Below are 24030 nucleotides of genomic sequence, written 5' to 3'. Positions count from 1 at the left end.
TGACGGCGTGCACGTCTTCGCCTCGGTCATCCTCGTCGACGAGCGTGGCTGGCTGCTCCTGCAGGAGCGCGACGAGCACCCGGCGATCGCGCCCGACTGCTGGAGCCTGGTCGGCGGCCACGTCGACGAGGGCGAGGACCCGGACGACGCGGCCTACCGCGAGCTCGCCGAGGAGACGGGCCTGCAGCTCGAGCCGCCGACCCTGCGTCCCTGGCGCGCGTTCCCGGTCGTGCACCCGGCCTACGGCACCGACGACCTGATCCGGGTCTACGCCGCCGCCACCACGGCGACGGACGCCGACATCGTGCTCGGTGAGGGCCGGCAGATCGTCTTCGTCGAGCCCGCGGCGCTCCCCGCGCTGCGGGTCGGCGAGGCGGCGAGCCTGATCCTGCCCGAGTTCCTCGCCTCCGACCGCTACCAGGAGCTGCTCCGATGACCGCACCGCTCACCGTGATCCCCGTCCCCGGACCCGGCGCCGAGGACGTCGTCGTCGCCACCTCCGGCCCGGACGCCGGCTGCGTGTTCACCGGCACCGAGGACGGCGCCATCTTCCGGATCAGCCCCGACGGCGCCGCCGTCGACCGGGTCGCGCACACCGGCGGCCGGCCGCTGGGCATCGAGATCGCCCCCGACGGCCGGCTGCTCGTCTGCGACGCGCAGCGCGGCCTGCTCTGGGTCGACCCGGCCACCGGGTCCGTCGAGCAGATCACCGACCGGGTCGCCGGCACGCCGATGAGGTTCTGCAACAACGCCGCCATCGGCTCCGACGGCACGATCTGGTGGTCGGACTCCTCGACCAGGTACGGCATCGACCAGTGGAAGGACGACTTCGTCCAGCACACCCGCACCGGCCGGCTGCTGCGCCGCGATCCCGACGGCACGGTCACCACCGTCCTCGACGGGCTCGCCTTCGCCAACGGCGTCGCGCTGTCGGCGGCCGAGGACTACGTCTGCGTCGCCGAGACCGGCGCCCGCACCGTCGTGCGGCACTGGCTCAGCGGGCCCGACGCCGGCACCCGCGACCTGCTCTGCTCCGACCTGCCCGGCTACCCCGACAACATCGCGCGCGGCTCCGACGGCCTGATCTGGATCAGCATCGCCAGCCCCACCGACCCGCTCGTCGAGCGGCTCCACACCGCACCGCTGGGCCTGCGCAAGCTGATCACCAAGGTGCCCGAGGCGCTGCAGCCCAAGCCGAAGCAGACCGTGCGCGCCGTCGCGTACGACGACCAGGGGCGGCTGGTGCGCGACGTCGACCTCCGCCCGGCCGACCACGGGACGGCGTACCACATGGTGACGGGCGTCCGGGAGCACGAGGGAACGCTCTGGCTCGGCAGCCTGCACGAGGCCGCGGTCGCCCGGGTCGACCTTTCCCGCGTTTGAACCCCGACGGCCTAGAATCGACGCCATGCCTGTCCTCGACACGATCACCGGACCGCGCGACCTGCGGACCCTCAGCGAGGACGACCTGACCCAGCTGGCCGCCGAGATCCGTGACGTGATGATCCGCACGGTGGCCACCAACACCGGTCACCTGGGCCCGAACCTGGGCGTGGTCGAGCTGACGCTCGCCGTGCACCGCGTGTTCGACTCGCCGCGCGACAAGATCGTCTTCGACACCGGCCACCAGTCCTACGTGCACAAGCTCGTCACCGGCCGGTCCGCCGACTTCGGGACGCTGCGCCGCGAGGGCGGCCTGAGCGGCTACCCGAGCCAGGCCGAGTCCGAGCACGACCTGGTCGAGAACTCCCACGCCTCCACGGCGCTCAGCTACGCCGACGGCCTGGCCAAGGCCTACGCCGTGCGCGGCGAGGACCGCCACGTCGTCGCGGTCATCGGCGACGGCGCGCTCACCGGAGGCATGGCCTGGGAGGCGCTCAACAACATCGCGATCCAGCACGACTCCAGGCTCGTCATCGTGGTCAACGACAACGGCCGCTCCTACACGCCGACCATCGGCGGCCTGGCCACGGCGCTGACCAGCCTGCGCACCAACCCCCGCTACGAGCACGTCCTCGACATCGTCAAGCGCCGGCTCACCGCGGTGCCCGGCGTCGGTGCGGCCGCCTACGACGCGCTGCACGCCATGAAGAAGGGCCTCAAGGACGCGCTCGCGCCGCAGGGCCTGTTCGAGGACCTCGGCCTCAAGTACGTCGGCCCGGTCGACGGCCACGACCGTGCGGCCATGGAGCAGACGCTCGCCCAGGCCAAGCGGTTCGGCGGGCCGGTGATCGTGCACGCGATCACCCGCAAGGGCTTCGGCTACGACCCGGCCGAGCGGCACGAGGCCGACCAGTTCCACTCGCCCGGCCCGTTCGACGTGCAGACCGGCGCCGAGAAGCCCAAGGGCCCGATCTGGACCGACCACTTCGCCGAGCACATCGTCACCATCGGCGAGCGGCGCCCCGACGTCGTCGCGATCACCGCGGCGATGATGCACCCGGTCGGCCTCGACAAGTTCCAGGCGCGCTTCCCCGAGCGCACGTTCGACGTCGGCATCGCCGAGCAGCACGCCGCCACCTCGGCCGCGGGCCTGGCGATGGGCGGGCTGCACCCGGTCTTCGCGGTCTACGCGACCTTCCTCAACCGCGCCTTCGACCAGGTCCTCATGGACGTCGCGCTCCACAAGTGCGGCGTCACCTTCGTGCTCGACCGCTCCGGCGTGACCGGCGACGACGGCGCCAGCCACAACGGCATGTGGGACATGTCGCTGCTCCAGGTCGTCCCCGGCCTGCGCCTGGCCGCGCCGCGCGACGCCACCCGGATGCGCGAGCTGCTCGACGAGGCCGTCGAGGTCGCCGACGCCCCCACCGTCGTCCGCTACCCCAAGGGGCCGCCGCCCGCCGACATCGAGGCGATCGGCAAGGCCGGCGGCTGCGACGTCCTGGTCCGCGAGGGCGCGCGCGACGTGCTCGTCGTGGCCGTGGGCTCGATGGCCGAGATCGCGGTCGACGTCGCCCGGCGCCTGGTCGACCAGGGTGTCGGCGTGACCGTCGTCGACCCCCGCTGGGTCAAGCCCGTCGACCCCGCGCTCGTCGAGCTCGCCGGCACCCACCGCCGCGTCGTCACCATCGAGGACAACGGCGTCGTGGGCGGCGTCGGCGCCGTTCTGCTCCAGACCCTCGCCGAGGCCGGGGTCCGCACGCCGGTCAAGCTGCACGGCATCCCGCAGCAGTTCCTCGACCACGCCAAGCGCGCCGCCATCCTCGAGCGGATCGGGCTCACGCCGTCCGCGATCGCCCTCGGCATCCTCCACGACATCAGTGCCGAGACCGCACCGGAGGGCCGGGCGCTGCACGATGTGGATGGCACGCGCTAGGGCGCGTTCCCTCGTCGCGGTCCTCGCGCTGGCGCTGCTCCCGCTGGCTGCCTGCTCCGACGACCCGCCACCGCCGACGTCGTCCGGAGCGGCGTACGAGGGCGTCGCCGCGCAGATGCAGACCACGCTCGACCTGCGGGCCGCCGGGCTGCGCCGCCACGACGTCGCCCGCTTCCGGCGCAGCCTCGACCGGGCCGACGCGACGCTGATCGGCGACCAGCAGGTCTACTTCGACAACATCGAGCAGCTGCCCGTCGGCAAGCTGCGCTACCGCCTCGACGACAGCACGATCACGCCGGTCGAGGGGACCGGCGACTACTGGGCCGAGGTGACGCTCGTGCTGCGCCTCGACGGGTACGACGCCGTCCCGGCCCGGACCCGCGGCCGGTTCCGGTTCACGCCGTCGAGCGACGGGCAGCGGCTCGTCATCGCCGCGACCTCCGACCGCCGGTGGAGCACCGACCACCCCGGCAACGCCCAGCCCTGGGACCTCGGCCCGGTCCGGGTGAAGCAGGCGGTCGGCGTCCTGGGCGTCTTCGACGACGAGACGGTCGCCGACGCCGCCGAGGTGCTCGACGCGGCGAGCAGCGGGCGCTACGACGTCCGCAGCGTCGTCGCCGCCGACGACTCGCCGGTGAGCAGCGGCGTCGTGGTCTACGCCGTGCACGATCCGGCCTTCCTGCGCGGCCTGGCCGGCCAGACCGTCGGCGACCCGGACCGCGCCGACGGGCTGACCATCGCGGTGCCCGCCGACTCCCACGACCCGGCGCGCGGGGTGGCGTCGTACCGCGTCTACCTCAACCCGCGGGTGCTCACCCAGCAGCCGGCCGTGCTGGGCCGGCTGGTCCGCCACGAGCTGACCCACGCCACCCTCGGCGACCGCGCCCGCGGCCTCCCGCTGTGGCTCAACGAGGGCGTGGCCGAGTACGTCTCGGTCCGCCCGATGGCCCCCGACCGCCGCCGGCTGCCGGCCGCCGCGCTCCGCGTCGGTGCCGGTGCCACCGACCTGCCCGGCCCCGCCCAGTTCGCCGGGCCCGACGCCGAGGCCTGGTACGCCGTCTCCTGGTGGGTCTGCGAGTACGTCGCGAGCGTCTACGGCGAGCAGGTCCTCTTCCGCCTCGTCGACCGGCTCCGCGACGGTGCCGACCAGTCCGCGGTGCTCTCCGAGCTGCTCGGCGTGACGAGCGCCCAGCTCGTCCAGCGCGGCGTCACGCTGATGACGACGACCTACCGCGGCTGAGCGCCGCTCCGGGATGACCCCGCCGGATCGTGGTAACGTCGCCGCGTGAGCCTGTTCCGCACCAAGTCGGTCGAGCAGTCGATCGCCGACACCGACGAGCCCGACCACCGCCTGCGCAAGGACCTGTCCGCGCTCGACCTGACCGTCTTCGGGGTCGGCGTCATCATCGGCGCCGGCATCTTCGTGCTGACCGGCACCGTCGCCGCCAGCAACGCCGGACCGGCGCTGGCGCTGAGCTTCGTGATCGCCGCGGTCGCCTGCGGCCTCGCGGCGCTCTGCTACGCCGAGCTCGCCTCGACCGTGCCGGTGGCGGGCAGTGCCTACACGTTCAGCTACGCGACGCTCGGCGAGCTGGTCGCCTGGATCATCGGCTGGGACCTGGTGCTCGAGTTCACCGTCGGCGCCGCGGCGCTGTCGACGGGCTTCTCGGCCTACCTCCAAGAGGTGCTCAGCATCGCCGACATCACGCTGCCCACGCAGATCAGCTCGGCGGCGACCGGCGTCGTCGACCTGCCCGCGATGGTGATCGCGCTCCTGGTGACCTTCCTGCTCATCCGCGGCACGAAGTTCTCGAGCCGGGTCAACCAGGTCGTCGTCGCGCTCAAGCTCGTCGTGGTGGCCGCCGTCATCGTCGTCGGCATCGCGCACATCAAGCTCAGCAACTGGACGCCGTTCATCCCCGACGCCGAAGTCCGAGGGCGGCTTCGCCGACGTCCCGCTCATCACCAGCCTGCTCGGCCTCGAGCCGGCGGTGTTCGGGCTGGCCGGCGTCATCTCCGGCGCGGCGATCGTGTTCTTCGCGTTCATCGGCTTCGACATCGTCGCCACCACGGCCGAGGAGACCAAGAACCCCCAGCGCGACGTGCCGATCGGCATCCTCGGCTCGCTGGCGATCGTCACGGTGCTCTACTCCGCGGTCAGCCTCATCGTCACCGGCGTGCGGTCCTACAAGGACATCGACCCCAACAGCGCCGCCCCGCTCGCCGACGCCTTCAAGGCGGCCGGCGTGAGCTGGATGCCCGACCTCATCTCGATCGGCGCCTGCATCGGGCTGGTCGTCGTCGCGATGATCCTCATGCTCGGCCAGACCCGGGTCGCGTTCGCGATGGCCCGCGACGGCCTGCTGCCCCGGCCGCTCGCCAAGGTTCACCCGACCTTCGGGACGCCGTACCGGATCACGATCGTGACCGGCATCGCGGTCGCGGCGCTGGCCGGCTTCGTCGACCTCAGCACCCTGGCCCACCTGGTCAACATCGGCACCCTGTTCGCCTTCATGCTGGTGAGCATCGGCGTGGTGGTCCTGCGCCGGACCCGGCCCGACCTGCCGCGCGGCTTCCGGACGCCCGTCGCGCCGCTCGTCGCCGCCGTCTCGACCCTGATGTGCTTCTACCTGATGCTCAACCTCACCGGCGACACCTGGATCCGGTTCCTGGCCTGGATGGCGATCGGCGTCGTCGTCTACTTCCTCTACGGACGCCGGCACAGCCGCCTCGGCGCCGCCCGCGAGCAGCAGGTGACAGCGGGGGAATAGTCTTTCCGCGTGACCTCATCGACCCGCCTCGTCCACATCGTCGACGAGGTGCCCGAGCTCGAGGGCGTCGAGACGCTGCCGATGATCGTCGCGCTCGACGGCTTCCTCGACGCGGGCAACGCCGGAGCGCTCGCCTGCCGGCACCTGGTCCGCACCGGTGCGGCCTCGCCCGAGGGCGGCGGGGTCGTCGTCGCGACCTTCGACGTCGACGAGCTCCACGACTACCGCGCTCGCCGGCCCCCGCTCACGTTCGCGCGCGACCACTACGAGGGCTACGAGGCCCCGCGGCTCGTCGTCCGGATGCTGCGCGACGCGGGCGGCTCGCCGTACCTGCTGCTGCACGGGCCGGAGCCCGACATCCGCTGGGAGGCGTTCTGCCGCGCGGTGCGCTCGGTGATCGAGCGGTTCGGCGTCACCCTCGTGGTCTCGATGGGATCGGTGCCGATGGCCGTGCCGCACACCCGGCCGATCGCCATCACCCACCACGCCAACAACGCCGACCTCATCACCGGCACCAGCCCCTGGCGCGGCGAGCTCCGCGTCCCGAGCAGCGTCCAGGCGCTGCTCGAGGTGCGGCTGGGGGAGTGGGGCCACGACGCGCAGGGCTTCGTCGCCCACGTGCCGCACTACCTGGCCCAGCTCGACTACCCCCGCGCCTCGCTGTCGCTGCTCGAGCAGGTCGAGCTCGCGGCCCGGCTGACGATCGACCTCACCGAGGTCCGCGAGCTCGCCGAGGACCGTGAGGACGAGATCGGCCGCTACCTCTCCGCCAACGACGAGGTGGCCGACGTCGTCACCGCGCTGGAGCAGCAGTACGACACCTTCGCCCGCGCCGAGGAAGAGGGCAGCAGCCTGCTCGCCGAGGACGAGCCGCTGCCCACCGGCGAGGAGATCGGCCGCCAGTTCGAGCAGTTCCTGGCCGGGCTCGAAGGGCCCGACGAGACCGGAGGCACGCCGTGACCGACCTGGGCGCCGACCGCGAGATGGGCGAGGCCACGCGCAAGCTGATCTCCCTGCTCGACCTGGAGCAGCTCGACACCGACCTGTTCCGCGGGCAGCAGCCCGAGACCATCCGCCAGCGCGTGTACGGCGGCCAGGTGGCCGCCCAGGCGCTCATCGCCGCGACCCGCACGGTCGACGAGGGCATGCACGTCCACTCGCTGCACTCGTACTTCCTGCTGCCCGGCGACTACAACGTCCCGATCATCTACGACGTCGAGCGCATCCGCGACGGCCGCTCGTTCGCCACCCGCCGGGTCCTGGCCCGCCAGCACGGGCGGCCGATCTACTACCAGTCGCTCAACTTCCAGCGCGCCGAGGAGGGCCTGGAGCACCAGGACCTCATGCCCGAGGTGAAGCCCCCCGACGAGGGTCTCGACCTCATGCAGCTCATGGCCGACCGCGGTACCGACGACGGCCTGAGCAAGGAGTGGGCCGCGCTCGACGTGCGCTGGCTCGGCAGCTCGTCGTACGGGCTCGACGCCCTCGACCCGGCCCGCCCCTCCCAGGCCCGCGCCTGGATCCGGGTCGACGGCCGCCTCAGCGACGACCCCGTCGAGCACCTCGCCACCTTCACCTACGCCAGCGACGTCTCGATCCTCGGCGCCGCCCTCGCCGCCCACCCCCGGCACACCCCGGACAAGGTCCAGATGGCCTCGCTCGACCACACCATCTGGTTCCACCGGCCCTTCCGCGCCGACGAGTGGTGGCTCTACGACCAGTGGTCGCCGTCCGCCTCCGGCGGGCGCGGGCTCGCCCTCGGCCGGGTCTTCACGCAGGACGGGACGCTCGTCGCGACCGTCGCGCAGGAGGGCCTGATCCGCCCCAGCCGGCGGGGGTGAGCCGGTGGCGGACGACGACGCTGTGCTCGCGGACCTCGTCGCGGCCGTGCTGCGCGACTTCCCGCCCGGGATCGCCGCAGGGTGGCGGTTCTCCCGCGTCGTGCCCGATCGTGAGCCGGACGCCGACGGGGCCGTGTGGGTCTGTGTCTCGTCCGATTCCGACCTCGACGGCGACGTGCGGATCTGGTTCCCCGCGGACGAGCTCGAGCCCCGCGCGCACGCCCTGCTGCGCCTGGCCGACCGGCTCCAGGACGAGCTTGGCGAGTCGGCGGCCGGCTGGGGGCAGCCGCTCCCGCCGTGCGACCTGCACCCGCAGCACCCGCTGCAGGCCCAGCTGGTCGGCGGGGCGGCCGTGTGGTGCTGCCCGGTGACGCACGAGGCGCGCCGGCCCGTCGCGGCCGGGTAGCCGCCGGGGCCGACGCGCCTCGTCGCGATCGTCAGGCTGTCAGGTCGTCAGCTCACAGCGCGCTCGTGCGGCCCAGCAGGTGCGGCGCACCGGACTTCGGGTTCACGAGCGTGAAGTCCCAGCCGCTCGCCGTCGCCGTGGTGCCGAACTGCGCCTTGCCGGGCAGGAAGATCGGCTTCTTGAAGGCGACCTCGACCTTGACCGCGTCGGGCAGCCGGTTCTCGAGGGCCGCGATGCAGCGGGCCTTGCTCCACATGCCGTGGGCGATGTGGCGCGGGAAGCCGAGGGCCTTCGCGGTCAGCGGGTAGAGGTGGATCGGGTTGTGGTCGCCGGACACGGCGGCGTAGCGCCGGCCCAGGTCGCTGCCGAGGCTCCACACCGGGCCCTTGGCGTCGACGGTGGCCAGGGACATGCCCGGGTCGCCGTTCTCCTTGTCGCCCTTGCCCACCCGCAGGTACGTCGACACGGACTCCCACACGACCTCGTCGCCGACGGTGCCGGTGACGTTCATGTCCCACGCGCGGCCCTTGGTGCTGGCGCGCAGGTTGTCGGCGGTGAGCGCCAGCGAGACGGTCTCGCCGATGGCGACGGGCCGGTGCTGGACGATCGTGTTCTCGAGGTGCACCGAGCCGATGGCCGGGAACGGGAACGACGCGTCGGTCATCAGCTGCAGGTGCAGCGGGAACGCCAGCATGTGCAGGTACGGCACCGGGGCGACGTCCTTGTTGGGGAAGCCGCACACCTCGGCGTAGCGCTGCACCTGGGCGCGCTCGACCACGACGTCGTCGCGGCGCAGCGTCACGTCGGGCAGCGCACCGCCGGTCTTCTTGATCCCGGGCAGCTGGTTGAGACCCGGGACGGCGGGCAGCGCCGCCTTGAGCATCACGGGGAGCGCCATGCTCAGGCTCCCAGCATCATCTGGCCGCAGACCCGCACGACGTTGCCGTTGACGGCGGACGACGCGGGGTTGGCGTACCAGGCGATCGTCTCGGCGACGTCGACCGGCAGGCCGCCCTGGGACATGGCGTTGAGCCGCTGGCCGACCTCGCGGGTCGCGAACGGCACGGCCGCGGTCATCTGGGTGATGATGAAGCCGGGCGCGACGGCGTTGATGGTGATGCCGTCCTTCAGCTCGTCGGCGAAGCTGTCGACGAGGCCGATCACGCCGGCCTTCGAGGCGGCGTAGTTGGTCTGGCCGACGTTGCCCGCGATGCCGGCGATCGAGGCGACACCGACGATCGAGCCGCCCTTGTTGACGACGCCCTGGTCGAGCAGCTCGCGGGTGATGAGCTCGGGAGCGGTGAGGTTGACCGCGATCACCGACGTCCAGCGGTCGCCCTTGTCGTTGGGCGCCATGTTGGCGAGCTTGCGGTCGCGGGTGATGCCCGCGTTGTGGACGACGACGTCGACGCCGCCGTGCTTCTCCTTGAGGTGGTGCGCGATCCGCTGCGGCGCGTCCTTGCCGGTGATGTCGAGCGTGATCCAGTCGCCCTCGAGCTCGTTCATCAGCGACTGCAGCTCGCTGGCGGCCTGCGGCACGTCGACGCCGACGACGGTGGCGCCGTCGCGGTGCAGCACCCGGGCGATCGCCTCGCCGATGCCGCGGCTGGCGCCGGTGACGAGCGCGACCTTGCCGGCCAGCGGCCGGGTCCAGTCGTCGACCGTCGTGGTGGTGGCCTTGCCGTGGACGCCGATCCGGACGACCTGGCCCGAGACGTAGGCCGACTTGGGGGAGAGGAGGAAGGCGAGCGTGCTGGTGGCGGCGGCCTCCTGGCCCTCGGCGACGTACACGAGCTGCGAGGTGCCGCCGCGGCCGATCTCCTTGCCGAGGCTGCGGGTGAAGCCCTCGAGCGCGCGCTGGGCGATCCGCTCGCCGCCCTTGGTCTGCTCGGGCGGCGTCCCGATGACGACGACCCGGGCGCAGGACTCGAGGCTGCGCAGCAGGGGCGTGAAGAAGTCGCGCAGCGCGACGAGGTCGGCGGCGTCCTTGAGGCCGGTGGCATCGAAGACGAGACCCTTGAAGCGCTGGCCGTCGCCGGCGACCGTGGTCGAGGCGACGCCGAGCAGGTCGAGCAGGCCGGGCAGGGACTCGGCGAGGCGGCCGGTGCCGCCGACCAGGACGGTGCCGTGGACGAGCGGGTCGCCGGCGGTGTAGCGGTCGAGCTCGACCGGGTTGGGCAGGCCGAGGTTCTTGACGAGGATCTTGCCGATCGGGGAGCTCACGAAGCCCTGGTACTTGTCGCTCATGCTCAGGTCGCAATCTGTGTCGGTGCTGCGGAAGGTTTGTCCACGGGCCGGGCCCGCTCGTAGCCTATGTAACTAGATGTGTAACTCTGAGTCCACATTTCGTGATCTGGCACTCAAACGGTTCTCCTGAGGACCGACAGAGGTGAGGATGGAACCATGGCAGACACTGTTCGTCGGGCCGCCGTACTCGGTGGTAACCGGATCCCCTTCGCTCGCTCCAACGGGGCCTACGCCACCGCCTCCAACCAGGAGATGCTGACCGCCGCGCTCGACGGCCTGGTGGCCCGCTTCGGGCTGGAGGGTGAACGTCTCGGCGAGGTCGCCGGCGGCGCCGTCCTCAAGCACAGCCGGGACTTCAACCTGGTCCGCGAGTCGGTGCTCGGCACCAAGCTCGCGCCCGAGACCGCCGCGGTCGACCTGCAGCAGGCGTGCGGCACCGGCCTGCAGGCGATCAACTACATCGCCAACAAGATCAAGCTCGGCCAGCTCGAGTCCGGTATCGGCGGCGGCGTCGACACGACGTCCGACGCGCCGATCGCGATCTCCGAGAAGCTGCGCAAGAAGCTGATCCAGCTCAACAACGCGCGCTCCACCAAGGACCGCCTCGCGATCCTCGCCACCATCCGCCCCGGCGACATCGGCCTGGCGATCCCCTCCAACGGTGAGCCGCGCACCCGCCTCTCGATGGGCGAGCACCAGGCGCTGACCGCCCTGGAGTGGCAGATCGCCCGCGAGGCCCAGGACGAGCTGGCCGTCACCTCGCACCACAACCTCGCGGCGTCGTACGACGAGGGGTGGCAGGACGACCTGATCACGCCGTTCCGCGGCCTGGAGCGCGACAACAACCTGCGCGCCGACTCCTCGCTCGAGAAGCTCGCCAAGCTCAAGCCGGTCTTCGGCAAGGGCGAGGCGGCGACGATGACCGCCGGCAACTCGACCCCGCTGACCGACGGCGCGTCCGCCGTCCTGCTGGGCTCGGAGGAGTGGGCGGCCGCCCACGACCTCGAGGTGCTCGCCTACTTCGTCGACTCCGAGGTCGCCGCGGTCGACTTCGTCAACGGCGCCGAGGGCCTGCTCATGGCGCCGGCGTACGCCGTCCCGCGGATGCTCGAGCGCAACGGCCTGACCCTCCAGGACTTCGACTTCTACGAGATCCACGAGGCCTTCGCCTCGCAGGTGCTCTCGACGCTCGCCGCCTGGGAGAGCCCGGTGTTCTGCAAGGAGCGCCTCGGCCTCGACGCCCCCCTGGGCTCGATCGACCGCGCCAAGCTCAACGTCAAGGGCTCCTCGCTCGCCGCGGGGCACCCGTTCTCCGCCACCGGCGGCCGGATCGTGGCCAACACCGCCAAGCTCCTCAAGGCCAACGGCGGCGGCCGGGCCCTCATCTCGGTCTGCGCGGCCGGTGGTCAGGGCGTCGTCGCGATCATGGAGCGCTGAGACTCCCTCTGCTCGCTCGCGCGAACGGCCCGCTCCCTGGTGGGGGCGGGCCGTTCGTCGTACTCGGGCTCGGGCCGGGTGGGGCCGGACGGGCTCAGGCGGCGGCGGTGACGAGCGCCAGCGCCGAGCGGACCATGTAGGAGCGGACCTGCTCCGACGAGATCTCGCCGACCGTCGGGATGCCCGGCGCGATCTCGCTCACCAGGATGCCGAGCCGCGCGAGCTGGAGCGCACCGAGCCCGCTGGCGTACAGCGCGTTGGCGAGCAGGATCGGGTCGTCGGTCAGGTGGAACGCGCCCTTGTCGACCCCGGCCGCCAGCGTCTCCGACAGCACCGTCAGGCACGACGTGATGCCCCGCCCGAGCTTGAAGAGCGGACCCTCGGCGATCTCGTCGAGCAGCTCGTCACCCGGCCGCACCATCAGCGCCTGCGCGCAGTCGACGAACGCCGGGTGCGCCACGCCGTAGTCGACGAAGGCGCCCACGATCGCCTCGAGCTGCCGGGCCGGCTCGTCGGCGCCGGCCGCGGCCGCCGCCATCGCGTCGTGCAGCTCCTCGAGGTAGCCCACGAGGGTCAGCGCGAACAGCTCCTCCTTGCCGGTGAAGTGCCGGTAGACGATCGCCCGGTTGATCCCGACCGCAGTCGCGATCTCCTCGATCTGCACCTCCCGCACACCCTTGGAGTCGAAGATCTGCCGCGTCGCCGCGATGATCTCCGCCTGGCGCGCCTTGCGGCGCGCTGCGGCCGCCTTGCGGCGTCCGTCGGTGGGAGGTGCGTGGGTCGCCATAGGGGGAGTGTACGAGATGTGCAACTCGGTGTTGCAACATCTCGGCGGGTGGGCGTCAGGCCCCCACCGGGACCACGGCGCCGCCCAGTGCCCGGGCGCCGGAGCTCGCCGCCGCGCGGTTGCCGTCCTTGGCGACGGCGATGACGCCGTGGGCGAGGCGATCACCTGGCCCGAGGCAGCGCGGCGCGCCGACGAAGCCCGCTGAGCCGGTGCTCTGAAATCACGCACCCACACGCAACGGGAGAAGTAGCGTCCTCCGCATGACTCGCCGACTCAGGCCGCTCGTCGCCCTTGCCCTGCTCACGCTGACCGCATGCGGCGGCGCGTCCGACGACAAGCCCGACGCCGCAACCGACAAGGCCGAAAGCAGGCCGTCAGCTTCCACGAGCGACGAGCCCACCGAGACGGCCGCAGCGCCCCGGCGCGCATCCTGCAACCTGAAGGGCAAGCGGGCGAAGGTGACGCTCGAAGACGCCGGGGACGCCCTCACCGTCACGTTCACGGGCCAGCCGATCACGAAGAGCGGCACGGCGCTCTACGTCGCGACCGTGTGGGACGAGGCGGGCGAGGTCGGCAGGCAACTCGGAGCGAAGTACCTCGACGGAAAGCAGATCGCATACTTCGTCTTCGACTTCGACACCTCGGAGCAGACGAACCTAGACGGATCCCCCGAAGTCAGCGGCAAGACGATCGACGGCACCTTCCCCGCCAGTGCTCTCGGCGACCTCGACCCCGGCGACGTCGCTTCTTGGTCAGCGGCGTTCAACGTCAACGGCGACGACGTCGGCACGTGCCCCGGCGGCTACGAGTCGTTGCCGTTCCCCGGTTGACGGTCCTCGGTTTCCCGTCGGGCGACGATCTCGTCGAGACACTCTCGATACGCCTGCGCAAGTTCGACCCACTCATCGAGTGGCCGGTCGCTGAGCAACTGTGCCGCTTCCTCCGGCGTCCGATCACGAAGGTCGATCTCGTAATCTCCGCCGTCCTGGCGCCACGTGACCCATGCCCACTTTCGGCGTTCCGACTTCGTCACGCCGATCCAGAACTCGTTATCGGGCTTCGGCGCGTTGCGGATCGAGGGGTAGTCGCCGGAGTGTGCCCACTCCCGCCATGCGTGCGAGAAGGGGAACTCGATATCCAACTTCCCCGACGGCACGCGGTCGACGCCGAGCGCAGCTAGTCCGAGCCCGAGGCCCTCGACGAGCTCGGCACGCTGCTGATCCTTGGTCGCCATGTCGGCGACCCTACGGGCCACCGCCGACGAAGTGGGCCCGCACGGTCTCGATCGTGTCCGCCTCGTCCGCACTCTTGTCGTCCCGGTACCGCACCACCCGCGCGAACCTCAGCGCCAGCCCGCCCGGGTACCGCGTCGAGCGCTGCAGCCCGTCGAACGCGATCTCGACGACCTGCTCGGGCCGCACGGTGACGACCCAGCCGTCGTCGGAGACCTCCAGGTCGCGGAAGCGGGCGGTCTGCCAGGCGAGCATCTCGTCGGTCATCCCCTTGAAGGTCTTGCCCAGCATCACGAACCCGGACGGCGACGACGGGTCCCGGGCGCCGAGGTGGATGTTGGAGAGCCAGCCGCGACGGCGGCCGGAGCCGTGCTCGACGGCGAGGACGACGAGGTCGAGGGTGTGGACGGGCTTGACCTTGACCCAGGCGGAGCCGCGGCGGCCGGCGTCGTAGGGGGCGGTGGCGGACTTGACGACGACGCCCTCGTGGCCGGAGGCGAGGACGGCGGAGGTGAAGGCCTCGGCCTCGGTGGGGTCGGTGCCGAGCCAGCGCTGGACGCGGTGCTCGGGTGGGACGAGGTCCTCGAGGACCTGCCAGCGCTCGTGGGCGGGGAGGTCGAGGAGGTCGGTGCCGTCGCGGTGCAGGACGTCGAAGAAGTACGGCGTGACCACCGAGCCGCCGGGGGAGTCGTCGGCGTCGGTGGCGGTGCGGGAGGCGGTCTCCTGGAAGGGCCGCGGGCGGCCGTCGGCGGCGAGGGAGAGCGCTTCGCCGTCGAGCACGAGGTGGGTGGCGGGGAGGGCGCGGACGATGGCGACGACCTCGGGGAGGCGGTGGGTGATGTCGTCGAGGCTGCGGGTGGCGATGACGACGTCGTCGCCGGCGCGGTGGACCTGGATCCGGATGCCGTCGAGCTTGGCGTCGACGCCGACGGGCCCGTCGCCGCCGCCGGCCTTGGCGAGCGCGGCGGCGACGTCGGGGGCCGAGGAGGCGAGCATGGGGAGGATCGGGCGGCCGACGGTGAGGCCGACGTCGGCGAGGGCGTCGGTGCCGGCGAACGCCGCGTCCACGACGTACGTCGCCCCGCCGGCCAGCATCGCCGCCCGGCGTACGGCGGTCAGGGGCACGTCGGCCGCCAGAGCCAGCGCCTCGGTGACGACGGCCTCGAGCGCGCCCTGGCGGACCTCGCCGACGGTGACGGCGCGCAGCCAGTCCTGCTCGGCGGCGGTGGCCCGGCCGAAGAGGTCGACGACAGCGGCGGACCGCAGACCTGCGGAGCCCGGGCCGGCGAGCAGCGCCATGGCGGCGAAGGCCGCGTCCACCTCGCCGACCTCCAGGGAGGCGTCGGGCGCCGGGGGCGGCAGGGTCTGCAGGCTGCGCCACCCGAGCCCGGTCCGGCGCTGGCGCAGCCGCCCGCCCAGGTAGTGCGCGACCAGCGAGCGCTCCTCCGGTGGGGCGGCGCTCAGCAGGTCGGCGAGGAGGCGGACCTTCTCCTTGCGCGACCGCGTCGCCGCCACCGCGCGGGAGACGTCGACGAGGTCGTGGAGCAGCATCGCGTCAGCGGGTGGCTTCCAGGGAGGCGGCGCTGACGGCGCCGTCGATGACCTGCTCGTAGACCTGGTCGAGGTCGAGCGACTCGGCGCTGGTGCCGGACAGGTCGCCGAAGTAGCCGGCCACCTCGAGCGAGACGAAGCCGTGGAGCGAGGCGAAGAGCGCCATCGCGCTCTGCAGCAGGCGGTCGTCGGGCAGCCCGGCGGAGCGGACCATCACGGCGAGCGCCTCGATCGCGTCGAGCGCGGCGGCGTAGAAGGCCTCGCGGTCGATCGGGGGCCGGGTGAGGGCCGCATAGCGCTGGGGGTGGGTCCGGGCGAAGGCGCGCAGCGCGTGGCTGAGGGCGCGCAGGCCGGTGAGGCCGGCATGGCCCATCGCGGCCTTGCGGACGTGGTCGCCGAGCAGCCGCATGGCGCGCACCTGGATGAGCGCACGGAGGTCCTCGAGGTTCGCGACGTGGTTGTAGAGCGACGACACCCGCGCCTCGAGCTCGGTGGCGAGGGAGGTCATCGTCAGCGCGTCGTACCCGTCGCGGTCGACGAGCGCCTCGGCCGCCTGGAGCACCGCCTCCTGGTCGAGGCGGGCCCGGCGGCTGCGGGTCGGGTCGATGCTCAACTGCCCTCCGGAGCCTGAGGAGATGAAAGTGATTCGTCGTTGCGCGAGAGAGCCTAGTCCACCCGGCGCCGTACAGTGCTCCGGTGACCTCCCCGGACGCCGCCCGCGTGTGGCATCCCGGTCGCCCGGTCCCGGTGGCCGCACTGCTGCGCCAGCACCGGCGCGGGGGCGGCGACCCGACGCTGCGCTTGGCCCTCGACGGCCGGCACTGGCGGGGGAGCCGGACGCCGGAGGGACTGGTCACGCTCGCCGTCCGCGACCAGGACGCCGCGGGCGCGATCCTCGCCGAGGCCTGGGGGCCCGGCGCCGCGTGGGCGCTCGACCAGCTCCCGGCGCTGCTCGGTGACCTCGACGACTGGACCGGCTTCGAGCCGCGCCACCCGGTGCTCGTCGAGGCGCACCGCCGCCACCCGCACCTGCGGCTGGGCCGCACCGGCCTGGTCCTCGAGTCGCTCGTGCCCTCGATCATCGAGCAGAAGGTGACCGGCCAGGAGGCGTTCGCCGGCTTCCGCGCCCTGGTCCGGCGCCACGGGGTCCCCGCCCCGGGGCCTGGTGCCGCGCGCGGCGTGATGGTCCAGCCCGACGCCGCGACGCTGCGCGCCGTCCCGTCGTGGGAGTGGCTGCGGCTCCACGTCGACCCCGCGCGCAGCCGCGCCGTGGTGACGGCGGCCCGGCACGCCGTCGCGCTGGAGCGGGCGGCGAGCCTGTCCGGCGAGGAGGCCGAGCGCCGGCTGCGCAGCCTGCCCGGCATCGGCGTGTGGACCGCGGCCGAGGTGCGCCAGCGGGCGCTGGGCGACCCCGACGCCGTGTCGTACGGCGACTACCACATCGCCAAGGACGTCGGCTGGGCGCTGGAGGGCCGGCTCTTCGACGACGCCGAGCTGGCCCGCTACCTGGAGCCGTGGGCCGGTCATCGCGGCCGGGTCCCGCTGCTCCTCGGAGCGGCCGGGCTGCGCCGTCCCCGGCACGGCCCGCGGATGTCTCCACGTGAACACCTCCCGACGCGTGACCAAATGACGTGATATCTGTTACACCGAGCAACAGGCAGTCGAGGGAGTACTCCGGGGGAGGGGTCGCGAATGGCACGGGTGCGGTTGGACGCATGGTCGCGCGCCACCCCTGACGAGCTCGTCACCGCGCTGCGCGAGGCCGATCCGGTCGACCTGGTCCAGGCGGTCCGCGCAGCCTCCGACGAGACCCTGGTCACGTTGGTGCATGACGCCGAGCGGGGTCGGGCCGTTGTCGAAGTCGTGACGAGCCGGATCAGCGACCTCGCCGTCCCCGCCCAGCGGGCCGGGGTGAGCGGCGTCGTCCGCTGGGAGACGCCCGACGGCGCCCTCGCGGCGAGCGTCCGGGTGCACGACGGCGCCACCGAGCCCGTCGCGGCCGGCGTCCGGCCCGACCTGGTGGTGCGCGGCAGCGTCGTCCAGCTGCTGCGGCTCGTGGCCGGCCAGCTCGACCTGGCCGTCGACTACCTCGGCGGCGCGCTCGCGATCGAGGGCGACAGCGCGCTCGCGCTCGGCCTGGCCGGGCTCTTCGCCGTCGACGGCACCGCACCGCTCACCGGCGCTCCGGTCGACCCGCGCGACATCGACCCGGTCGCGGTCTCCCGGGCGCTGCACGGCGTCCCGGTCGAGCACCTGCGGGCAGTTCTGGAGTCCGGCTTCCGTCCCGTCGTGCTCGATGAGATCTTCGGCCGCATGCCGGCCCATGTGAACGGCCGCAAGGCGGCAGGTGCGCGGATCACGGTCGGCTTCCGCCTGACCGGCCGTCCCGACGGAGAGGTGGACCGTTACGTGCTCCGACTCAGTGACGGTCGGGCGACCGTCCTCGCGGGCGAGGCGGCCGACGCCGTCGGTCCCGACGATCGCGACGCGACCGTCACCTGCGAGGCCCACGACTTCCTGCGGCTGGTGACCGGGCACCTGAGCGCGATCACCGGCGTGCTGCGCGGACAGCTGCGGGTGCGCGGCGACAAGACCGCCGCGCTGCGGCTGAGCGCGGCCTTCGACATCCCGAAGGCGGCTGCCTGATGAGCGCGGTCGCCGCCGGGGGACGCTCCGTCCTCGACAACCTCACCGGTCGCTTCCGGGCCGGCGTCGTGACCACCGGCGAGCTGGTCAAGCTCGCCGTCGAGTCCATCCAGTGGGGCTTCTCCGACATCGTCGCCCGGCGCTTCTCGTGGTCCGAGTTCCTGCTGCAGTGCTGGTTCATGACCCGGGTCTCGCTGCTGCCGACGATCCTGGTCGCGATCCCGTTCGGCGTCATCACGTCGGTCCAGATCGGCGCGGCCGCCAACCAGATCGGCGCCCAGTCGTTCATCGGCGCGGTCAACGGCATCGGCGTCCTGCGCCAGGGCGCCCCGCTGGTCACCTCGCTGATGATCGCCGGCGCCGTGGGGTCCGCGGTCTGCGCCGACCTCGGCGCCCGCACGGTCCGCGAGGAGATCGACGCGCTCAAGGTCATGGGCATCTCCCCGATCCAGCGGCTGGTCGCCCCCCGCATCCTCGCCGCGCTGCTCGTCTCGGTGCTGCTGACGGTCATCGTCGCGATGACGGCGATGACCACCGCGTTCGTGATCGTGGTCGGCGGCGGCCAGATCTCCTCCGGCACCTACCTCGACTCCTTCGTCGGGCTCGCCCAACCGGGCGACCTGGTCCTGGCCGAGCTCAAGGGCCTGATCTTCGGCTTCGTCGCGATCATCGTGTGCGCCCACAAGGGGCTGAGCGCGCGCGGCGGTCCCAAGGCGGTGGCCGACGCGGTCAACCAGGCCGTCGTCCTCAGCGTGATCCTGCTCGCCGTCATCAACGTCGGGCTGACCCAGGCCTACGTGATGCTCTTCCCCGGAGGTGCCTGATGGCGAAGACACTGGGCAGAGGGCCGGGCGACCGGGTCTCCGACGTCCTCGTCGGCACCGCCGACGGGGTGATGAACACCCTGGCCATGCTCGGCTCCTTCGTGAGCTTCTCCGGCAAGGTCTTCCGCGAGATCCCGACGACGATCGCGCTCTACCCCAAGGAGGTGCTGCGCCAGATCAAGGACATCGCCTGGGGCAGCGGCGCCCTCCTGGTCGGCGGCGGCACGGTCGGCGTGATGATCCTGCTCTCGGTGGCGGCCGGCACGTCGATCGGCATCGAGGGCTTCAACGGCCTCGAGATCGTCGGCCTCGCGCCGCTGACGGGCTTCATCTCCGCCAGCGTCAACACCCGCGAGCTCGCGCCGCTCATCGCGGCGCTCGCGCTGGGCGCCCAGGTCGGCTGCCGGTTCACCGCCCAGATCGGCTCGATGAAGATCCACGAGGAGATCGACGCCCTCGAGGTGATGGCGGTCAGCGCGGTGCGCTACGTCTGCACCACCCGCGTGATCGCCTGCATGGTCGCGATCCTGCCGCTCTACCTGATCGGCCTGATCGGCAGCTACGTCGCCTCGCAGGTCTCGGTCGTCGTCCTCTTCGGGCAGTCACCAGGCCAGTACGACCACTACTTCTCGACGTTCATCCAGGGCCGCGACATCGTCTTCTCGATCATCAAGATCCTGATCTTCTCGCTGACCGTGGCCCTGATCCACTGCTGGTACGGCATGCGCGTCGGCGGCGGCCCCCAGGCCGTCGGCGAGGCCACCGGCACCGGCATCCGGGCGAGCATCGTCTCGGTGGTCGTCCTCGACATGGTCCTGACCCTGGTGTTCTGGGGCGGCGACCCGGGCTTCCGGATCTCGGGGTGAGGTAGCGATGGCACGCGAGGTCTCCCGACAGCAGCTGGCCCGGCGCGGGCTGATCACCCTGGTGGCGATCGCCGTGATCGGTGCGTTCATCACGCTGCGCAGCAACGGCACGTTCGGCTCCCAGCCGCACGTGACCGCCGAGGTCGCCAACGCCGGCGGCGCGCTGCGCACCGGCTCCGACGTCAAGATGAACGGCGTCATCGTCGGCAAGGTCAGCAAGATCGGCCGCTCCGACTCCGGCGGCGTCACCGTCGACATGCAGATGTCGAAGCAGGACCTCGACGCCGTCCCGGCCAACGTGGTCGCCCGGATCCTGCCCGCCACCGTCTTCGGGACGACGTTCGTCGACCTGGTCGTGCACGGCAAGCCCACCGGCGAGCTCGCCGCGGGCGCGGTGGTCCAGGCCGACCGCTCCCAGGGCACGCTCGAGCTCCAGCAGGCCCTCGACGACATCGACCGCCTGGTCAAGGCGCTCGGCCCGGCCGAGCTGGCCTCCGCGATCGGCTCGGCGTCGGCCGCGCTCGACGGGCGCGGCGACCAGATCGGCAAGACGGTCCGGACCCTCAACTCCTACCTCGACCGGCTCAACCCGCGGATGCCGCAGGTGCGCGAGGACCTCGACGCCCTCGCCTCCACCACCCGGCTCCTCGACGAGATCGCTCCGGACCTTCTCGACGCGACCGACGACGTCCTGGTCACGCTCCACACCATCGTGACCCAGGAGGCCTCGCTGACCGCGCTCATCACCGGCGGCACCAACCTCGCGCGGCTCTCGACGAGGTTCCTCGACAAGAACCAGCGCAACCTGGTCCGGTTCATCAACGGGTCCGCGGTGCTGCTCGACGCGGTCTACGACAACCGCCGCGCCGGCATCACCGACGCGCTGTCGGTCAACCTCGCGCTCGGCCGCACGCTGCCGAGCACCGTCCGAGAGGGATTCGTGCGGACCGACGGCACCCTGCGGCTCTCGCCGCCCGACTACTACGGCGAGAGCCAGCGGCCGACGTACCGCACCGGGAGCAGCGACCCGGCCGGCTTCGGCCGGCTGCTGGGGGAGGGCCGATGACCGGGCTGCGCACGATCGCGATCAAGTTCGCCGCCTTCGCGGCGGTCAGCGGGCTGCTGCTCCTGCTGCTGGTCAACACCATGCAGAACGGCGTCAGCGGCGACACCCGCGAGTTCAAGGCCGAGTTCGCCGACGTCAACGGCCTGCGCACCGGCGACGACGTCAAGGCGGCCGGCGTCCGGGTCGGCCAGGTGACCAGCATCGAGGCCACCGACGACGGCGCCGAGATCGGCATCGAGCTCGTCAAGGACCAGCCGCTGCTCGACACCACCCAGCTCGTGATGCGCTACCAGAACCTGCTCGGCCAGCGCTACATCGCTCTCGTCCAGGGCGCCCAGCGCGGCGCCGAGCTCGACGACGGCGCGGTCGTCCCGCTCGCGCACACCGACCCGGGCTTCGACCTGACGGGGCTGCTCAACGGCTTCCGGCCGCTCTTCCGGGTGCTCCAGCCGGGCGACGTCAACACCCTGGCGAGCTCGCTGATCAAGGTGCTCCAGGGCGAGGGCGGCACGGTCGAGCAGCTGCTCTCCCAGACCGGCCAGCTCAGCAACTTCCTGGCCGACCGCGACCAGGTCATCGGCGAGGTGATGACGAACCTCAAGCCGGTGCTCGACAACCTGGCCGGCCAGGGTGACGAGATCACCCAGACCGTCCAGGAGCTGCGGGCCCTGATGACCGGCCTGGCCGAGGACCGCAAGTCGATCGGCGCCTCCATCGACGGCGTCAGCCGCCTGGTCGGCGCGACCAGCTCGCTGCTCAAGGAGGTCAAGGTGCCGCTGGTGAGGACGACCGACCGGCTGGTCACTGTCGCCGACATGCTGGAGCGCTCCCGGGGGAGCCTCAAGGCGGCGGTGCCCGCGTTCGCGACCGTCTTCGAGTCGCTGGGCCGCGCGACGTCGTACGAGAGCGCGCTCAACGTCTACGTCTGCTCGCTGTCCCTGGCGCTGACCGCCAACGGCAAGGGCATCAACCCGGTCGGCAACAACGGCCCCTGGTCGGCGGTGTGCAAGTGAAGCCCATGAACGAGCGCAACCCGCTCCACGTCGGCATCGTCACCCTCGTCGTCCTCGCCCTGGTCGGCGGGCTGGTGATCTTCCTCAGCGTGGCCACCTTCGGCACCAAGAAGTACACCGCGGTCCTCGAGCACACCGCCGGGCTGCGCAGCGGCGAGGACGTCCAGGTGCACGGCGTCGTCTCCGGCAAGGTGACCGGCATCGAGCTCCAGAAGGACCACGTGCTCGTCACCTTCGCGCTCGACAGCGGCATCGACCTCGGCTCCCGCTCGACGGCGACGGTCAAGGTGGCGACCCTGCTCGGCACCCACTACCTCGAGGTCGACCCCCACGGGTCGGGCAGCCTGGCCGGCGAGCAGATCCCGCTCGAGCGCACCTCGGTGCCCTACAACCTCCAGGACGTGATCGAGCAGGGCTCCGACGCCCTCGACGAGCTCGACCCCGAGCTGCTCGCCAAGGCGCTGACCGAGATGGCCGGCACCCTCGGCGCCAGCAAGGAGGAGATCGGCCCGGCGCTCGAGGGCGTCGCCCGGCTCTCCGAGGTCGTCTCGAAGCGCTCCGACCAGGTCGGCGACCTGATGGAGTCGACGCGCAAGGTGACCGACCAGCTCTCCGCGAGCAGCCAGGACATCGTCGGGCTGATGAAGCAGGCCAACCTCGTGGTCAGCGAGATCACCGCCCGCCGCCAGGCCATCCACCGGCTGCTCGTCGAGACGACCGACCTGTCCCGGGCGCTCACCGCCATCGTGAAGTCGACCAACGGAAAGCTCAAGCCCGCGCTCACCGATCTCAACGCCGTCCTCGACACGCTCAACCGGCAGGACAAGCAGCTCACCCACCTGCTCGAGGTGATGGCGCCCGCCGTCCGCTACGTCGCCAACGCCACCGGCAGCGGCCCGTTCCTGCCGCTCTACGTCAAGCCGCCGGCCATCCCGGCGGACGACACGACCTGCAAGCTCGAAGGGACGTGCCGCCGATGAGCACGACCACCCGTCCCGGCCGGCTCGGCCGTCTCGCCGGCGTCCTCGTCGCCGTGCTCGCCGTCCTCCTCACCACCGGCTGCGGTGTCGTCGGCGGAGGCGGCGACAAGATGACCGTCAAGGCCTACTTCGCCGACTCGGCGGGCCTCTTCGTCGGCAACGACGTCGGCATCCTCGGCGTCAACGTCGGCACGATCAAGTCGATCGAGCCGGCCGGCGACAAGGTGCTCGTCACCATGGAGATCGACGCCGACCAGCCGGTCCCGGCCGACGCGGGCGCCGTCGTGGTCGCCCGCTCGGTCGCCACCGACCGCTACGTCGAGCTCACTCCGGTCTACCGCTCGGGCCCGAAGCTGCGCGACGACGCGACCATCGGGCTCGACAAGACCCAGACGCCCGTCGACTTCGACCAGGTCCTCGAGTCGCTCAACGACTTCGCGACCGGCATCGGCGGCAACAAGGAGACCACCAAGGCGGTCCAGCGCTTCATCGACGCCGGCACCGAGGCGCTGCAGGGCCGCGGCCCGCTGCTCAACCAGACGATCCACTCCCTGGCCGACGGCATCGACGGCGTGGCCAGCCAGCGCGAGAACATCGCCGCGACGCTCAAGTCGCTCGACGTCCTGCTCACCACGATCTCGACCAACGAGCAGACCGCGCGCACCTTCATCCAGCAGGTCTCCACGGCGTCCAAGATGCTCGCCGACGAGCGCGAGAACTTCCGCACCGCGCTGCGCTCGCTCGACGAGGCGGTCACCACCGTCGCCAAGTTCGCGGTCGACAACCGCGCCGAGATCGTGCGCAACCTCGACGGCGGCACCAAGCTGATGAAGACCGTGCTCAGCAAGCAGGACCAGCTGACCGAGATCCTGCGGGTCATGCCGCTGGCGCTCGAGAACCTCCGGATGATCCCCGGCGACCGGCTGCCGGTCCGGATCGACCCGCTGATCCTCGACCCGCTCGGCGGCGTCCTGCAGACCGTCTGCAAGAACGTCCTCGGGCCGCTGTGCACCATCCTCGACGGAACGCAGCCGGGACGGTGAG

Annotated in this window: 24 protein-coding genes and 1 pseudogene; 19 read left to right on the top strand and 6 right to left on the bottom strand. The window is 72.0% G+C overall.

Going from position 1 to position 24030, the window contains the following annotated elements; all coding sequences use genetic code 11:
• The first annotated feature begins 7 nt into the window (after positions 1–7).
• The 9 genes and pseudogenes from BM223_RS08075 (at position 8) to BM223_RS08040 (ending at position 8337) form a co-directional block, all read left to right on the top strand.
• Entirely contained in the window at positions 8–436 is a 429-nt protein-coding gene (locus BM223_RS08075) for an NUDIX domain-containing protein (protein ID WP_038678549.1), read from the top strand.
• On the top strand, positions 433–1383 hold the full coding sequence (locus BM223_RS08070) for an SMP-30/gluconolactonase/LRE family protein (protein ID WP_038678551.1): 951 nt from the start codon (positions 433–435) through the stop codon (positions 1381–1383). Before BM223_RS08075 ends, BM223_RS08070 begins: the two co-directional genes overlap by 4 nt.
• Positions 1384–1408: 25 nt before the next feature.
• On the top strand, positions 1409–3319 hold the full coding sequence (gene dxs / locus BM223_RS08065; RefSeq protein WP_038678553.1) for a 1-deoxy-D-xylulose-5-phosphate synthase: 1911 nt from the start codon (positions 1409–1411) through the stop codon (positions 3317–3319).
• On the top strand, positions 3306–4559 hold the full coding sequence (locus BM223_RS08060; protein ID WP_038678555.1) for a gluzincin family metallopeptidase: 1254 nt from the start codon (positions 3306–3308) through the stop codon (positions 4557–4559). Before dxs ends, BM223_RS08060 begins: the two co-directional genes overlap by 14 nt.
• 45 nt (positions 4560–4604) lie before the next feature.
• Positions 4605–5162: pseudogene (locus BM223_RS30035) on the top strand (amino acid permease); the annotation flags it as partial.
• A gap of 148 nt (positions 5163–5310) precedes the next feature.
• A complete protein-coding gene (locus BM223_RS30030) occupies positions 5311–6090 on the top strand; it encodes an amino acid permease (RefSeq protein ID WP_269465048.1) in 780 nt (259 codons plus the stop codon).
• Positions 6091–6099: 9 nt separating this feature from the next.
• The gene (locus BM223_RS08050; protein WP_052138526.1) at positions 6100–7050 is read left to right on the top strand and encodes a proteasome assembly chaperone family protein; all 951 of its coding nucleotides are present in this window, start codon (positions 6100–6102) and stop codon (positions 7048–7050) included.
• Positions 7047–7931, top strand: a complete 885-nt coding sequence (locus BM223_RS08045; RefSeq protein WP_307723157.1) for an acyl-CoA thioesterase — start codon at positions 7047–7049, stop codon at positions 7929–7931. Before BM223_RS08050 ends, BM223_RS08045 begins: the two co-directional genes overlap by 4 nt.
• Before the next feature lie 4 nt (positions 7932–7935).
• Positions 7936–8337 (top strand): hypothetical protein, encoded by a 402-nt coding sequence (locus tag BM223_RS08040; protein ID WP_052138527.1) that lies wholly within the window; start codon positions 7936–7938, stop codon positions 8335–8337.
• Between the two features lie 52 nt (positions 8338–8389).
• Here the strand turns inward: BM223_RS08040 and BM223_RS08035 are convergent, their stop codons facing one another.
• Positions 8390–9235: a MaoC family dehydratase gene (locus tag BM223_RS08035; RefSeq protein ID WP_052138528.1), complete on the bottom strand. Its 846-nt coding sequence runs from the start codon at positions 9233–9235 to the stop codon at positions 8390–8392.
• A 2-nt stretch (positions 9236–9237) separates the two neighbouring features.
• Positions 9238–10584 carry a 3-oxoacyl-ACP reductase gene (locus BM223_RS08030; RefSeq protein ID WP_038678557.1) on the bottom strand — a complete coding sequence of 449 codons (1347 nt, stop codon included), beginning with the start codon at positions 10582–10584 and terminating at the stop codon, positions 9238–9240.
• A gap of 156 nt (positions 10585–10740) precedes the next feature.
• Between BM223_RS08030 and BM223_RS08025 the strand changes: the two genes are divergently transcribed.
• Entirely contained in the window at positions 10741–12021 is a 1281-nt protein-coding gene (locus BM223_RS08025; RefSeq protein WP_038678559.1) for an acetyl-CoA C-acetyltransferase, read from the top strand.
• A 94-nt stretch (positions 12022–12115) separates the two neighbouring features.
• Here BM223_RS08025 and BM223_RS08020 read toward each other — a convergent pair whose 3' ends face one another.
• On the bottom strand, positions 12116–12808 hold the full coding sequence (locus BM223_RS08020) for a TetR/AcrR family transcriptional regulator (protein WP_038678561.1): 693 nt from the start codon (positions 12806–12808) through the stop codon (positions 12116–12118).
• A 260-nt stretch (positions 12809–13068) separates the two neighbouring features.
• On the opposite strand from BM223_RS08020, the gene BM223_RS08010 reads away from it, so the two are divergent.
• On the top strand, positions 13069–13638 hold the full coding sequence (locus BM223_RS08010; protein ID WP_038678564.1) for a hypothetical protein: 570 nt from the start codon (positions 13069–13071) through the stop codon (positions 13636–13638).
• On the opposite strand, the gene BM223_RS08005 is transcribed toward BM223_RS08010, so the two are convergent.
• Genes BM223_RS08005 through BM223_RS07995 form a run of 3 tightly spaced genes read right to left on the bottom strand, consistent with a single transcriptional unit; the run spans position 13611 to position 16204 of the window.
• Positions 13611–14042 (bottom strand): hypothetical protein, encoded by a 432-nt coding sequence (locus BM223_RS08005; protein WP_141267244.1) that lies wholly within the window; start codon positions 14040–14042, stop codon positions 13611–13613. The two genes, BM223_RS08010 and BM223_RS08005, sit on opposite strands and share 28 nt — an antisense overlap.
• Positions 14043–14052: 10 nt before the next feature.
• Positions 14053–15591, bottom strand: a complete 1539-nt coding sequence (locus BM223_RS08000) for an ATP-dependent DNA ligase (RefSeq protein WP_038678567.1) — start codon at positions 15589–15591, stop codon at positions 14053–14055.
• A 4-nt stretch (positions 15592–15595) separates the two neighbouring features.
• On the bottom strand, positions 15596–16204 hold the full coding sequence (locus BM223_RS07995; protein WP_038678569.1) for a TetR/AcrR family transcriptional regulator: 609 nt from the start codon (positions 16202–16204) through the stop codon (positions 15596–15598).
• 83 nt (positions 16205–16287) lie between these two features.
• On the opposite strand from BM223_RS07995, the gene BM223_RS07990 reads away from it, so the two are divergent.
• Genes BM223_RS07990 through BM223_RS07955 form a run of 8 tightly spaced genes read left to right on the top strand, consistent with a single transcriptional unit; the run spans position 16288 to position 24029 of the window.
• Positions 16288–17226: a DNA-3-methyladenine glycosylase family protein gene (locus tag BM223_RS07990; RefSeq protein WP_052138529.1), complete on the top strand. Its 939-nt coding sequence runs from the start codon at positions 16288–16290 to the stop codon at positions 17224–17226.
• 57 nt (positions 17227–17283) lie between these two features.
• Positions 17284–18237 (top strand): SCP2 sterol-binding domain-containing protein, encoded by a 954-nt coding sequence (locus BM223_RS07985; RefSeq protein ID WP_038678573.1) that lies wholly within the window; start codon positions 17284–17286, stop codon positions 18235–18237.
• Positions 18237–19061 carry an MlaE family ABC transporter permease gene (locus tag BM223_RS07980; protein WP_038678575.1) on the top strand — a complete coding sequence of 275 codons (825 nt, stop codon included), beginning with the start codon at positions 18237–18239 and terminating at the stop codon, positions 19059–19061. Before BM223_RS07985 ends, BM223_RS07980 begins: the two co-directional genes overlap by 1 nt.
• Positions 19061–19927, top strand: a complete 867-nt coding sequence (locus tag BM223_RS07975; RefSeq protein WP_082003639.1) for an MlaE family ABC transporter permease — start codon at positions 19061–19063, stop codon at positions 19925–19927. Before BM223_RS07980 ends, BM223_RS07975 begins: the two co-directional genes overlap by 1 nt.
• A 7-nt stretch (positions 19928–19934) precedes the next feature.
• Entirely contained in the window at positions 19935–20993 is a 1059-nt protein-coding gene (locus BM223_RS07970; protein ID WP_052138530.1) for an MCE family protein, read from the top strand.
• Positions 20990–22006 (top strand): MCE family protein, encoded by a 1017-nt coding sequence (locus BM223_RS07965; protein WP_038678577.1) that lies wholly within the window; start codon positions 20990–20992, stop codon positions 22004–22006. The genes BM223_RS07970 and BM223_RS07965 overlap by 4 nt, the downstream gene beginning before the upstream one ends.
• A gap of 5 nt (positions 22007–22011) precedes the next feature.
• Positions 22012–22986, top strand: coding sequence for an MCE family protein (locus tag BM223_RS07960; protein WP_075018538.1), 975 nt, complete (start codon positions 22012–22014; stop codon positions 22984–22986).
• The gene (locus tag BM223_RS07955; protein ID WP_141267246.1) at positions 22983–24029 is read left to right on the top strand and encodes an MCE family protein; all 1047 of its coding nucleotides are present in this window, start codon (positions 22983–22985) and stop codon (positions 24027–24029) included. The genes BM223_RS07960 and BM223_RS07955 overlap by 4 nt, the downstream gene beginning before the upstream one ends.
• Position 24030 lies beyond the last annotated feature (1 nt).

The organism is Pimelobacter simplex, assembly GCF_900114845.1.
Classification (GTDB): Bacteria; Actinomycetota; Actinomycetes; order Propionibacteriales; family Nocardioidaceae; genus Nocardioides; species Nocardioides simplex.
Note: the sequence above shows the minus strand (reverse complement) of the source record. Positions and strands in the feature narration are given on the sequence as shown.

Excerpts from the sequence above, each read along its gene's own strand:
- BM223_RS08070 (WP_038678551.1), top strand. The coding sequence starts at position 433 with ATGACCGCACCGCTCACCGTGATCCCCGTCCCCGGACCCGGCGCCGAG.
- dxs (WP_038678553.1), top strand. The coding sequence starts at position 1,409 with ATGCCTGTCCTCGACACGATCACCGGACCGCGCGACCTGCGGACCCTC.
- BM223_RS08060 (WP_038678555.1), top strand. The coding sequence starts at position 3,306 with ATGGCACGCGCTAGGGCGCGTTCCCTCGTCGCGGTCCTCGCGCTGGCG.
- BM223_RS08035 (WP_052138528.1), bottom strand. The coding sequence starts at position 9,235 with ATGGCGCTCCCCGTGATGCTCAAGGCGGCGCTGCCCGCCGTCCCGGGT.
- BM223_RS08030 (WP_038678557.1), bottom strand. The coding sequence starts at position 10,584 with ATGAGCGACAAGTACCAGGGCTTCGTGAGCTCCCCGATCGGCAAGATC.
- BM223_RS08025 (WP_038678559.1), top strand. The coding sequence starts at position 10,741 with ATGGCAGACACTGTTCGTCGGGCCGCCGTACTCGGTGGTAACCGGATC.
- BM223_RS08020 (WP_038678561.1), bottom strand. The coding sequence starts at position 12,808 with ATGGCGACCCACGCACCTCCCACCGACGGACGCCGCAAGGCGGCCGCA.
- BM223_RS08010 (WP_038678564.1), top strand. The coding sequence starts at position 13,069 with ATGACTCGCCGACTCAGGCCGCTCGTCGCCCTTGCCCTGCTCACGCTG.
- BM223_RS08005 (WP_141267244.1), bottom strand. The coding sequence starts at position 14,042 with ATGGCGACCAAGGATCAGCAGCGTGCCGAGCTCGTCGAGGGCCTCGGG.
- BM223_RS08000 (WP_038678567.1), bottom strand. The coding sequence starts at position 15,591 with ATGCTGCTCCACGACCTCGTCGACGTCTCCCGCGCGGTGGCGGCGACG.
- BM223_RS07985 (WP_038678573.1), top strand. The coding sequence starts at position 17,284 with ATGGCACGGGTGCGGTTGGACGCATGGTCGCGCGCCACCCCTGACGAG.
- BM223_RS07980 (WP_038678575.1), top strand. The coding sequence starts at position 18,237 with ATGAGCGCGGTCGCCGCCGGGGGACGCTCCGTCCTCGACAACCTCACC.
- BM223_RS07975 (WP_082003639.1), top strand. The coding sequence starts at position 19,061 with ATGGCGAAGACACTGGGCAGAGGGCCGGGCGACCGGGTCTCCGACGTC.
- BM223_RS07970 (WP_052138530.1), top strand. The coding sequence starts at position 19,935 with ATGGCACGCGAGGTCTCCCGACAGCAGCTGGCCCGGCGCGGGCTGATC.
- BM223_RS07965 (WP_038678577.1), top strand. The coding sequence starts at position 20,990 with ATGACCGGGCTGCGCACGATCGCGATCAAGTTCGCCGCCTTCGCGGCG.
- BM223_RS07960 (WP_075018538.1), top strand. The coding sequence starts at position 22,012 with ATGAACGAGCGCAACCCGCTCCACGTCGGCATCGTCACCCTCGTCGTC.
- BM223_RS07955 (WP_141267246.1), top strand. The coding sequence starts at position 22,983 with ATGAGCACGACCACCCGTCCCGGCCGGCTCGGCCGTCTCGCCGGCGTC.